This is a genomic window from Acidobacteriota bacterium, assembly GCA_028875575.1.
Classification (GTDB): Bacteria; Acidobacteriota; Terriglobia; order Versatilivoradales; family Versatilivoraceae; genus Versatilivorator.
The window spans coordinates 21,364-33,627 of sequence record JAPPDF010000095.1 but is presented as its reverse complement, the minus strand read 5'-3'; the positions used below and the strand labels follow the sequence as shown (position 1 = coordinate 33,627).

Here is a 12,264-nt window from a genome sequence, read left to right as displayed (position 1 = left end):
CATCCGGGCGGTGGGCGATGGCGACGACGGTGGACTGTCCACTCAACCCCCATCAATTCCAACTCCAGGGTTACAGGCTCTCGCGACAGTTTCCTGCGTCCATGATCACGGTTCAGCCAGCAGCAGGAGCAGGAAGATGATCCCGTTGATGGCGTGAGAGGTAAAGCAAAGCACACAGCGTATCCGGGTCAGGTAGAGCAGAGAGTAACTGAGGTATATTCCCAGAAGTACGGTGAGGAAGCCGGCCGAGAGAAACAGCCAGATATAAGGTTTCAGAAAGATCAGATCGGCGAAGACCGCTGCCAGGATGGCGAGGTAAAAGATCTGGCCCAGCAGTGAATTAGGGAGCCCGAAGACGCGGGCCCTGGGGGAATAAATCACCCGGCTGCAGGTCTGCTCTCCCATGCGGCAGAAGGATGGGATCCACTCTTCCGTGGGGTCGATCCAGCCGTATGCAACGGCCGTAAAGTAGCTGGAAATCGTCAGACCGACAGCGGCCAGCAGGATGAGCGCAACGGAAACCACGGCGTGCTCTCTTAAAGGAGGGTTGTGGGCTGTTCCGCCGCGAAACTCCCGGAGACGTGGTGAAAATGGGCGAACAGACCGCCGTCTTGCCTCGGAATCACCGTTTGCCGAACCAATTCCGGCGCCGGCAGCGCGCGGAATTATGCTGGATGAGTTGCTATCCCCATCCTTCTTCTAGAGTACGCCCACGGCTTTCAGGAAGACCAGCAGGATGGCCACGGGAACCGGATACTTCAGCAGGAATACCCATCCCTTGTAGAACACGCGTAGCCGGCTGCCCGAGAGGAATTCCTCCCGGCGCAACTGCCGGTTCATGCGCCAGGCGGTAAAAAGGGCGATCCCCAGTCCCCCCAGCGGAAGCATCCAGTTGGAAACCAGGTAGTCCAGGCTGTCGAACCAGTTCTTGCCCACCAGCGCCTCCATGCCGGCGCCGAACAGCCGGGTCCCGCCACTGAGTGCTGACGGCAGCCCCACCGCGGCAATGGTCAATCCCGCTGTCACCACTGCCCGACGGCGCTGCCAGCCCCGCTGGTCGATGAAATAGGAGGTGGCGACCTCCAGCATGGAGATGGCGCTGGTCAGGGCGGCAAAGACCAGCAGGCCAAAGAAGACGGTTGCCAGGAAAGTGGTTCCCGGCATCTGGCTCAGGGCGATAGGCACGCTGACGAACACCAGGCCGGGTCCTGCCGCCGGCTCCATGCCGTAGCTGAAGATGATGGGGAAGAGCATCAGCGAGGCGCCTAGAGCGATACAGGTGTCCAGGGCGGAGATGGTGACCGAGGCTCCCACGACGTCGTCCTGGCGGCGCAGGTAGCTGCCGTAGGTAATCATCGCTCCCATCCCCAGGCTTAGGCTGAAAAAGGAGTGTCCCAGGGCTTCCAAGGCTCCCGCGGCCGTGAACTTGTCCTGGTGAAAGCCGAACAGGAAGTGGAACGCCTTGCCGAATCCATCCAGCGTCAGGGACTTGCCCAGCAGCACCAGCATCATGATCAGCAGGGCCGGCATCAGGATCCGCGACCAGCGTTCGACTCCTTTTGCGACCCCTCCAAAGACCACCGCGATGGCCAGTCCCATGAAGACCAGGTGCCACAAGAGGTTCGTCTCGGCCGACCCGTAGAGGCTTCCAAAAACGGGCGCCACTTTTTCCGGCCCCAGTCCCGCCAACTGTCCGCTGATGGAGAGCCAGGTGTAATGGAGAGACCATCCCGCCACCACGCTGTAGTAGGAAAGGAGAACGAAAGAGGCGAAGACTCCCAGCCAACCCACCCCTACCCAGGGACTCCGGCCACCCGCCAGAGTTTTGAAGGCTCCCACGGGGGAGCTTTGGGCGGCGCGCCCCATAAGGATCTCGGCGATCATGACCGGCAGGCCGACCAGAACCACGCAGGCCAGGTAGATGACGACGAAGATCCCTCCACCGTTTTCGCCGGTGACGTAGGGGAACTTCCAGATGTTGCCCAGCCCCACCGCCGATCCGGCGGCCGCCAGGATGAAGCCGATCTTGGATCCCCAATGGCTTCGCTTGTTCAAGGATGCTTCCATAGGTAACCTATCGGTCTTATTCCGCTACGGTTGTCGGATGTCGGGCGGAACCGAACGCCGCCCCGTTTAGACCCCGGTCCGACAAACAGGCGACACCATAACACAAATATCGCGTCAGCGAACGTGGCCGTTGGAACCGGCCCTCTTGACGGCGACACCGGTTCGGCGAAGGCGAGGAAGATTTTCGTTGAAGTAGGCGATGAGGACGGCCACCCTCTCGGTTTCGCTGCGCCCCTCCAGAACCCTTTGCTTGACTGTCTTCGGCAGTGCAAATCCCGCGGCGATCTGAAAACTCAACCCCTGGTAGCCTGGGGAGACCACCACTTTTTCGGCCTCGCTCCTCTTCAGGATGCGCGCGGTCTCCTGAAATAGATCCAGCAGTTGCTGGACTGCCTTCCGGTCGGGTGGTTGGGCCTCCTCCCGGTCGGCAAAGGACTCGGACCAGCCCTGCAGATAGGAGGCCGAAGTGTCGAAATGGAGAATCTCGAAGCGGTCGCCGCCCTGGGCCAACAGGTCCATTCTGCCGTCGTCGTACTTCTTGAGAACCCTGAGGATTCCGGCCAGGCAGCCTACCCTCGCCGTGGTCCCCTCGTGGGTGTACAGCACCCCGAAGGGTGACTTGGAGCGGAGGCATTCCCCGATCATCTCCTTGTACCTCTCCTCGAAGATATGCAGAGGAAGAACCATCTTGGGAAACAGGACGATGTCCAGAGGGAACAGCGGCAGGAGGCGGGTCATGGGGCATGGTAGCCTCAGGTTTGTTCCGCGGTCAAGGGTGGTTCAACCGCGGCGTCCTCGACCGGCCAAGCATGGGTTTCGGGGCAGAGGTCGAAAGCCGGCTCACGGGGTGGATAGCGACCACTGTGGCCGTCGAGTCGAATGTCTTCAGGAACAGACCGGGACGCAGGGACCGTGCCCTTTATCGACCAAGGCCCGGCAGGAGGACGTCACGCACAAGGGCGTGGTCGGGCTCGATCGCGAGAATCTGTTGCTATTCTCTCCGCGGGACTCCGGGTTGTCACCGAGCCGCTTGCGAAACCGCGAGGAGCCCGATTTCGGACCGCTCGCCCTCCAAATGGCACCACTCCCTGCAATGTTCTTCTCGACCGCACCAACAGATTCCTATAGTTAGGCTGCATTATCTGGTGTGTTGGCGTCAGCCCCGACGGCCGGCTCCAAGACTCTCACCGCCCATCATCCAAGGGGCTACCAATATTTTCGATTTTGAGTTAGTATTCGCCAACCGGCACATCCCCGAACCTCATTCGGAATCAGTCCTGCTTCCGGCAGACCTTATCGGTGAGTTCGGGGTCTTGAGCGCCAACCTCTCGCAATTCGCGCCTATTCGGAAGGGCCGCGATTCGACGGGCCATCTGCCTTTCGCTTTCTGCAGGCAGGGGCGAAAAAACCTTTCTGGAGAATGAGAACATGTCTAGCGCAACAAGCAAGCGCCTCATGAAGTACGTGGACTCCGCCGCATGTTCGGCGGCCGGCGTTGTCTTCAACTCCGTCCAGTTCTTCAACAAGTATTTCCCCAATGCATCTTTTACGCCCAAATGGTCGGACAAGCCCCTGCAGAAGTCCTGGGAGAAGTCCAAGCCCACCCTGGGGTTCCCCAGAACCACCGACTCTCTGTGCCCGGTCTGCGTGATGGAGGCCAGAGAGCGGATCATCAACGGAGAGCAGGACTGGCAATCGCTGGTGACCGAGCACGTGGGTGAAATCAAGGCCGAGATCGTCGAACGGAACGGCGAGGTCTGGATGGTCAAGGAATGTCCGAAGTGCGGCAAGTTCGAGGACATGATAGCCAAGGACGTATCCTTTCTGCGCTGGATCGAGGGCAACTTCCCCGGCCGCGATATCCGGGCTCACAACGACGAGCGGTTGCACAAGCACGGCACCAGCACCATCAAGTACGGCAGGGGATCGGTCCTGACCGTGGACCTTACCAACCGCTGCAACATGATGTGCGACCCCTGTTTCATGGATGCCAACCAAGTGGGCTATGTTCACGAGCTCAGTTGGGAAGACATCCATGAGATCATGACCAACGCCCTGGAAATCAAGCCCAGGAGGCAGATGTCCATTCAGTTCTCCGGCGGAGAGCCGACCATGTCCCCCTACTTTCTGAAGGCGGTCAAGTTGGCGCGCGACCTGGGATACAACAGCGTGCAGGCGGCCACCAACGGCATTGAATTCGCCAAGAGCAAGGAGTTTTCGCGCAAGGCCGCCGAGGCCGGCCTTCGCTATGCCTACCTGCAGTTCGACGGGATCGGCAACGACGCCAACAGCCACCGTCAGATCGGCAATCTCTTCGACGTCAAGCTGAGAGCGATCAACAACATGCACGAAGCCGGCATCGAGATTGTTCTGGTGACCACTCTGATCAACGGCGTCAACAACGACCAGGTTGGCCCCATAATCCGGTTCGCCATGGACAACCCCAAGAAGATCTCCTTCATCTCCTTCCAGCCGGTCTCCTTCACCGGCCGGGACGAGGAGATCACCCCCGATCGCCGGCACCGGCAGCGTTACACCCTGTCACACATGGCCAGCGACGTGAAGGAACAGACCGGGATTGCGGAGCCGACCCGGGACTGGTTCCCGATCTCGATCATGGGCGGCTTTGCCGACTACGCCGACCTGGTCCACGGCCCCGACCGGGAATGGGGAACCTTCAGTTGCGGCTGCCACCCCAACTGCGGTGTGGGCACGGCCGTGATGATCAACAAGGAGAACAAAGAGGTAGCGGCCGTTCCCCAGTTCATCAATGTTCCCGGATTGATGCGCGACATGAGCATGATTACCGACGCGGCTCGTGGCAAGACCTTCTCCAACTTCCTGATGGCCATGGCGCTGCTGAAGAACTATTCGCCCTTCAAGGCGCCGCCAAGTCTGACCCTCTCCGATATCCTCAAGAAGTTCGACAAGACCTGGAACACCTCCGGCAAGGCCGACGAAAAATACGGCAGGTCGGACCCCAGCCGAACCCTGGACGACATTAAGAAGCGCCGCGAGGATCCCTGGAATTTCCTCTTTATCGCGGGAATGTGGTTCCAGGATCTCTTCAACTACGACTTCCGGCGTACCGAGATGTGCATCATTCCCTATGCCACCCAGGAAGGAGAGATCTCCTTCTGCGCCTACAACACCGGGGTGGGATGGCGCAAGATCATCGAGAACATGCACAAGAACGCGACCGTGGCCGAGTGGTACAGGGAGCGTGGGAAACACGAGGTGTTCGCCAAGGGCAAGAATGTGAACCTGGAGAGCTACGAGCACCTTCTCAAGGTGGACTCCGAGGATGCCGCCAGAGTGAGAGTCCTGGAAGATGCTCCGCAGACGGCGTCCGACGAGGCGCGGATGCGCAGGAAGGCGGCCCGGGAGGAGGCCAAGATGCGCAAGGTCTACGAGGAAATGGTGCTCAACAAGAAGCCGGACGAACTGGTCCAGATCTCGGTTCCTTCCAAGTAAGAGTGGACTGAGGGATTGCGGCCAGCAGAGGCGATTAATGGGCTATCCGCAATGGATAGCCCATTTTTTGGTTGGGCGGGAAGGGCGGAACAGCAAAAACATGGCTGCGGACAAGACGGTTTTCGAAACCTATTTACATCGGTTGGACGAGGGCGATTGGGCCGAGGCGCTGGATCGTATCCTTCCCCGAATTCACCCGGCCGACAGCCGGGCCACCCGCATCTGGTTTGCCTTCTGGCCCCTGAAGCTCCGGCTGGCTCTGGACCGCGCCCCCGACCCGGCCCAGGTGCTCAAGGAATTGCAGTTGGACGGGAACCCGCGTTTGGAAGAGCAGATCAATGCCTCGGTGGCCTTTCTGTTCGGGTCGAACTATTGGCCGGAGGTCAAGCAGGCGGTGGTAGCCTATGCCGAGGAGTCCTCGGATCCTCGGGAAGCAGGTCTTGATGCCCACATTCTGAAGTTGGCCGGCCAGTTGGCTGTCAGGCTTCAGGTGGAGCAGCCCCTGCTGACGGGCATCGTTGCGGTGGGTGTGATGGTGCTGCGGCAGGTGGGACTGTCCTCCCTGGCTGCGTGCGCCCGGGAACCTTCTCCCAACGGGCAGCCGAAGTCGGCGGCCGAGGTGTTGAAATTGCGAAAAGGGCGGGGCTGGAAGTCCCTGATCTGGAAGTCCAAGAAGTACCGGGTGACCTTCGACGAGAGCGCTCCGGATTCCTTCTACGAGGCCCTGGAGGGGCAGGACCTGTCGATGGCCAGCGGGAGCGACGCCAGGGATTTTCGGGAGTTGGATCCGCGGCGCGTTGCCGGACCCGTGCCGGTGCAGTGCCGTAGCGGTGCTTGCGGTTACTGTTGGATCGGGGTTCTGTCCGGACAGGAGAATCTCTCGGAAATGACCGCATTCGAAGAGCGCCGCCTGGAGTATTTCGGCTACGCTCCCCCGACGGAAATCGCCCGGAAACACCCGGCAGTCCGCTTGGCCTGCCAATCCAAGTGCTACGGGGACGTTTCCGTCGTCGTTCCTCCCTGGAACGGCGTGCTTCAGGAACCCGCCCCTGAAGTTTCCCCCGACGCGGGGGATTGATTTTTCTGCCGGAATCGCTACAATAATCCCATCAAGCAGTCGTCATCGCTGGCGGGCTGAAAGGAGCCGCAAACGCAATGCTGAACATCACCGAGAAAGCGCAGGGTAAGGTCAAGGAAATACTGGACAGCCAGCAGGAGCAATACGCCGGCCTGCGAGTGCAGATCGTCGGCGGCGGGTGTTCGGGCTTTCAGTATCAGATGGGCTTCGAAAAGAAAGCCAACGGTGGGGATGAGATTCTGGAGTTGCAGGGCTTCAAGGTCTTCGTCGACAAGGGGAGCATGATCTATCTGGACGGAACCGAGATCGACTACATCGAAAGCCTCACCGGCGCCGGCTTCAAGTTCCACAACCCCAACGTCAAGAGCACCTGCGGGTGCGGCGAGTCCTTCCACGTGTAGTTCGGCAGCCGTCTGAGATCCGTTTGCGGATACGGGTTGCAGAGATCCGAAGGCCATTTTTCCGAGAGGAGGAATGGCCTTTTTTCATAGATGGCTTCCAACATTCCGGAAGCGGTGGTTTCCATCATGCTGGTCGATGCCTTTCAACGTCCTCTGAAGGACCTGAGGATATCGGTGACGGATAGGTGCAACTTCCGCTGCACCTATTGCATGCCCTTTGACGAGTATGTCTGGATCGCCAAGCAGGAGATCCTGACCTTCGAGGAAATCGAACGCCTGGCCCGCATTCTCATTGGGCTGGGCGTGGAGAGAATTCGACTGACCGGAGGCGAGCCTCTGCTGCGCAAGGACCTGCACCGGCTGGTGGAGAGGCTGGCTTCCCTCAGGGGGCTGCAGGACTTGTGTCTGACCACCAATGGGGCCCTGCTGGTCGAGCAATCCCCCCTCCTCAAGGCGGCCGGGCTGAAACGAATCAACGTCAGCCTGGACACCCTGGATCCGGAAAAGTTCAAGCGGATCGTCAAGCGGGGCAACCTGGACAAAGTGTTGGAGGGACTGTTTGCCGCCCGGAGCCAGGGCTTCCATCCCATCAAGATCAACACGGTTGTGGAACGAGGGGTCAATGACGACGAGATCATCCCGCTGGTGGAGTTCTCCCGCTCCCACGGGTTCGGTATTCGGTTCATCGAATACATGGACGTGGGGAATTCCAACAGTTGGAAATCGGAAAAGATGGTTTCCAAGGAGGAAATTCTGGAGCAAATCCGTTCCGTCTTTCCCATGACCGAGGTGGGCCGGGAGCAGGGCAGGGCGCCGGCAGTCGACTACCGGTTTGCTGACGGTGGGGGCGATTTCGGTGTGATCGCTTCGGTCACCGAACCCTTTTGCAGCGGATGCAGCCGGGCCAGGCTGACCGCGGATGGAAAGTTCGTCACCTGCCTCTTTTCAGAGGTCGGACACGACCTCAAGACGCCAATGCGGGTAGGAGCCTCCGATCGGGAGCTTCGCGAACGGCTGGTTTCCATCTGGAATGGGAGGAGCGACCGTTACTCGGAATCCCGGCTGGAGGCCCTCCATTCGCACCAGGGTTATCGCGCCGAAGATCACAAGAAGATAGAGATGATCAGCCTGGGTGGGTGATTGCGCCATGAAGCCCTCGTAGGCGCGCTCGACATTCACTGTTTCCGCAGGATCCCCCAAAATTCCCGAGAAGTTGCTGAAGACCCGTAAGTAGCCATCATGCACCAACGACCCGGCGTCAGGCGCGGGCCGGACATGGCGGAAGAGAACCGTCGGTTTCGGCGGGCTCAGTGGCGTATTCTTTGTGCCACCATGCTCTGCTACCTGTTCTACTACACCGGCCGGCAGACCTTCGGTTTCGCCATTCCGGGCATAGAGCAGGAACTGGGCATCGGCAAAGCCGGTCTGGGGTGGGTCAGCAGCGCCATGTTGTGGAGCTATGCCGCCGGGCAGGCCGTCAACGGGAACCTGGGGGATCGTTTCGGTGGTCGCCGGATGATGAGCCTGGGGGCGCTGCTCTCCTGTATGTTCAATTGGGGGGTCAGTTTCGCCGGCGGCTTGGTGAGCCTGTTGGTTCCCTGGGCCATCAACGGCTACGCGCAGTCCATGGGCTGGGCCCCGGGGAGTCGGGTGCTGTCCAATTGGTGGAGCCGCCGGGAGCGAGGGAAGGTCTACGGTCTTTACGTTGGCGCGGCCGGTCTGTCCTCCGTTCTGGCATTCACCACCTCCAATCTCATTCTGGCCCTGGATTTGAACTGGCGCTGGATCTTTCGTCTCCCGGTGCTGCTGCTTCTGCTGGGCGGAGCGTTCTACTTCCGGGTAGCTCGTGACCGCCCCGAGGAACTCGGTTTCTCCGAGTCGAATCACCTGGAAGACAATCCGGCTGAAGGCAGGTCCGCGCCCCAAGGAAAGGAAGACAACGAAGAAACCACCTGGCATCGTTACCGGCAGGTGTGTTCCAATTGGCGCTTCATGATCGCCAGCCTGGCCATCGGTTTCCAGAGCCTGGCCCGCTACGGCCTGTTGACCTGGGTGCCGGTCCACTTTCTGGGGGCGGGCTGGCGAGGCTTTGCCGGTCGGACCTGGATCACCGTGGCGCTGCCGGCAGGCATGGCCCTGGGTGCCGTAAGCAGCGGCTGGCTGTCCGACCGGGTCTTTCATTCCAATCGGTCGCGGGTCATCTTCCTGTTCATGACGGCTGCCTCCCTGGCCTGCACCGCCATGTACCTGTTGCCGTACCATTTCTTTTGGTCCATGACATTGCTGGCACTTTGCGGGTTCTTCACCTACGGCCCCCAGTCGGCGTTCTGGGCTCTGTGCCCCGATCTGCTGGGGACCCGTTACGCGGGCACCGGCACCGGAATCATGAACATGCATGCCTACCTGCTGGCGGGACTGGGAGAGCCCTTCATCGGATGGATGATCCAACGGAGCGGTGACGACACCGGTCTGGTGTTTCCGCTGGTGGCCGGCGCCTGCCTGCTCAGCGGGGCGATTGCACTCTTTGTCCGGAGGTAGCTGCTGCACCCAACAACCATGAATGCAACCTTCTCCACTTCACCCTTCTCCGTTAACGGCCGCCGGTACGAGCCGCCGGCCAAGCCGGTGGTAGCGATCTGCATGGACGGCTGCGAGGACGACTACCTGACGGTGGCGCTCTCCCGGGGCTGCATGCCCCACCTGGCCCGAATGGCTGCCGGCGGCTACCGGGGGCTGGCCCGGGCAGCTCTGCCCACCTACACCAACGTCAACAACGCCTGTATCGTCACCGGTGTTCCTCCTTCCGTCACAGGTATTTCCGGCAACTTCTTTCTCGATCCCCGAAGCGGCGCCGAGGTCATGATGAACTCGGCCCGCTACCTGCGGTGCGACACCATCCTGGCGGCCGCCGCCCGTTCGGGAAGGAAGGTGGCCATGGTGACGGCCAAGGAAAAACTGCGCGACCTGTTGACCCGCGGACTTCAGGGAATTGCTTTTTCGTCGGAGCGGGCCGGCGAGCAGATGCTGGATCTTCCGGGTCTGGAGAGTCTGGCGGAGACCGTCCGGGAGGGCAGTCCCGACATCTACAGCGCCGAGGCCAGCCTGTTCGTCTTGCGCGCCGGCGTGTCCCTGTTGGAGAGCCGCCAGTCGGACTTCCTCTATCTGTCGCTGACCGACTACGTGCAACACCGCCATGCACCGTCGGCTCCCGAGGCGCTGGACTTCTATGAAGCCATCGACCACCAGTTGGGCCGCCTGCTGGGGTTGGGCGCCGTCGTCGGAGCCACGGCGGATCATGGAATGAATGCCAAGACCAAACCCGACGGCCGGCCCAACGTGATCTACCTGGAGAGCGAGCTCCGGGAGCAGTTTGGCGGGGGTGTGACGGTGATCTGCCCCATCACCGATCCCTACGTGGTGCACCACGGTGCCTTGGGGTCGGCAGTGACGATTCACTTGGCTGATGGAGTTTCCGAGAAGGACGTGGTCCAATGGCTGTCTCGACGTCAGGGTGTGACCGAGGTGTGCAGGCGACCGGAGGCGGCCACCCGTCTGGAGCTCCCGCCGGACCGCATTGGGGACCTGATGGTGTTTTCGGATCGGGATGTCGTGATGGGCCGCACGCCCGAGTATCACGACCTGAGCCCTCTGAGGGGCGACTTGAGGTCCCATGGCGGCCGCTTCGAGGAAACGGTGCCCCTGCTGCTCTCCGAGTCCGGAACGCGGGCGGGAGCAGCCAGGGACCCGAGAAATTTCGACCTGTTTGCCTATCTTTGCGAGGGAGGATCCCAATGACGCCCAGCCGGCCCCGCGAGGAAACTCTGGATCTGCCCGGCTATCTGGCCGGACAGCCGCTACGGACCCACAACGCCCTGGAGGTCTTCAATCCCTATTCGGGCGAGTTGGTGGGCGCTGTCGCCACGGCCGGCCGGGATCACCTCGACCGGGCCTGCGAGGAGGCGCTGGGCTGGAAAGGGTCTCTGACCCGCTACCAGCGCCATGAAATTCTGCTGAAAGCCCGTTCCGCCCTGCAGCAGCGGTCCGAGGAATTCGCCCTGCTGGTGACGCGAGAGTCCGGGTTGTGCCTGCGAGACACCACCTACGAGGTGGGACGGGCGCTGGACGTGCTGCAATGCGCTGCGGTCGAGGCTCTCAAGGACGAAGGCCAGGTGTTTTCGGGAGATGTCTCGACTCACGGCAAGTCCCGGAAAATCTTCACACTGCGGGAGCCGGTTCCCCTGGTGGGGGCTATCGCGCCTTTCAATCATCCCCTGAACCAGGTGGTGCACAAGATCGCTCCGGCCGTGGCTGCCGGAGCCCCCCTGATTCTGAAACCGTCGGAGAAGACCCCTCTGGCGGCCATCCGATTTGCGGAATTGCTCTACCAGGCCGGCCTTCCCGGGCCGATGCTGAGTGTGCTGCTGGGTTCCGTCGAGGAATTCGCCGAGCCTCTGGTCAAGCATGACCGCATCGAGGCGGTCACCTTTACCGGGAGTGGAGCAGTCGGCCACCGCCTGGCCGCCATCGCCGGCTACAAGAAGTTGTGCCTGGAGCTCGGAGGCAACTCGCCCCTGTTGATCCTGGAGGACGCCGATCTGGAGCTGGCCGCCGGCCTGGCGGCCGAGGGGTGCTATCGCAATTCCGGTCAACGCTGCACCGCCGTCAAGCGGCTACTGGTTCACGAAAGGGTGCTGGAGCCCTTCACCCGGCTGTTTGTCGAGAAAACCGGCGAATACACCTCGGGCGACCCCGAACAGTGGACCACCCGTGTCGGCACCGTTATCGACGAGGCAGCCGCGGCCGGGCTCGAGCGGCGGGTGAAGGAAGCGGTGGCGGCAGGTGCCAGAATCCTCCGCGGCGGGCGGCGGAAAGGAGCTCTCCTGGAACCCACGGTAGTGGCGGACGTCCCCAGAACCTGCGAGATGGTGGTCAACGAGTCCTTCGGGCCGCTGGCGCCCATCCTGGCCATCCGCGATCTGGAGGACGGGATCGCCTTGGCCAACGCCACCGCTTACGGGCTTTCCTCCGGGGTGGTGACCCGGGATATCCAGGCAGCTATACGGGCTGTCAAGGGAATCCGCACCGGGACGGTCAACATCAACCAGGTGCCGGGCTATCGAATCGAGTCCACCCCATTCGGCGGCGTCAAGGATTCGGGGCTTGGAGTCAAGGAAGGCGTGATCGAGGCCATGAAGTTCATGTCCACGGTCAAGACCTTCTCACTGCCCTGGTAGTTGCAGGGGG

The 12,264-nt window shown here is 61.3% G+C and carries 10 protein-coding genes; 7 read left to right on the top strand and 3 right to left on the bottom strand.

The annotated features are described in order from the left end of the window. Positions 1-105: 105 nt before the first annotated feature. From OXI69_15900 to OXI69_15890, 3 genes are all read right to left on the bottom strand, one after another. The gene (locus OXI69_15900; protein MDE2667625.1) at positions 106-525 is read right to left on the bottom strand and encodes a vitamin K epoxide reductase family protein; all 420 of its coding nucleotides are present in this window, start codon (positions 523-525) and stop codon (positions 106-108) included. A gap of 174 nt (positions 526-699) precedes the next feature. Further along, positions 700-2,055 carry a sodium-dependent transporter gene (locus OXI69_15895; GenBank protein MDE2667624.1) on the bottom strand — a complete coding sequence of 452 codons (1,356 nt, stop codon included), beginning with the start codon at positions 2,053-2,055 and terminating at the stop codon, positions 700-702. Positions 2,056-2,181: 126 nt separating this feature from the next. Further along, positions 2,182-2,805 (bottom strand): LON peptidase substrate-binding domain-containing protein, encoded by a 624-nt coding sequence (locus OXI69_15890; protein ID MDE2667623.1) that lies wholly within the window; start codon positions 2,803-2,805, stop codon positions 2,182-2,184. 690 nt (positions 2,806-3,495) lie between these two features. On the opposite strand from OXI69_15890, the gene OXI69_15885 reads away from it, so the two are divergent. From OXI69_15885 to OXI69_15855, 7 genes are all read left to right on the top strand, one after another. Beyond that, on the top strand, positions 3,496-5,541 hold the full coding sequence (locus OXI69_15885) for a radical SAM protein (GenBank protein MDE2667622.1): 2,046 nt from the start codon (positions 3,496-3,498) through the stop codon (positions 5,539-5,541). 100 nt (positions 5,542-5,641) lie between these two features. Next, positions 5,642-6,619: a 2Fe-2S iron-sulfur cluster-binding protein gene (locus OXI69_15880; protein MDE2667621.1), complete on the top strand. Its 978-nt coding sequence runs from the start codon at positions 5,642-5,644 to the stop codon at positions 6,617-6,619. Between the two features lie 77 nt (positions 6,620-6,696). Further along, entirely contained in the window at positions 6,697-7,020 is a 324-nt protein-coding gene (gene erpA / locus OXI69_15875; protein ID MDE2667620.1) for an iron-sulfur cluster insertion protein ErpA, read from the top strand. Positions 7,021-7,110: 90 nt separating this feature from the next. Continuing rightward, entirely contained in the window at positions 7,111-8,160 is a 1,050-nt protein-coding gene (gene moaA, locus OXI69_15870) for a GTP 3',8-cyclase MoaA (protein ID MDE2667619.1), read from the top strand. 99 nt (positions 8,161-8,259) lie between these two features. Then, positions 8,260-9,558, top strand: coding sequence for an MFS transporter (locus OXI69_15865; GenBank protein MDE2667618.1), 1,299 nt, complete (start codon positions 8,260-8,262; stop codon positions 9,556-9,558). A gap of 18 nt (positions 9,559-9,576) precedes the next feature. Beyond that, entirely contained in the window at positions 9,577-10,815 is a 1,239-nt protein-coding gene (phnA, locus tag OXI69_15860; GenBank protein ID MDE2667617.1) for a phosphonoacetate hydrolase, read from the top strand. Beyond that, complete coding sequence (locus tag OXI69_15855; GenBank protein MDE2667616.1) at positions 10,812-12,254, top strand: aldehyde dehydrogenase family protein; 1,443 nt, start codon at positions 10,812-10,814, stop codon at positions 12,252-12,254. The genes phnA and OXI69_15855 overlap by 4 nt, the downstream gene beginning before the upstream one ends. Positions 12,255-12,264 lie beyond the last annotated feature (10 nt).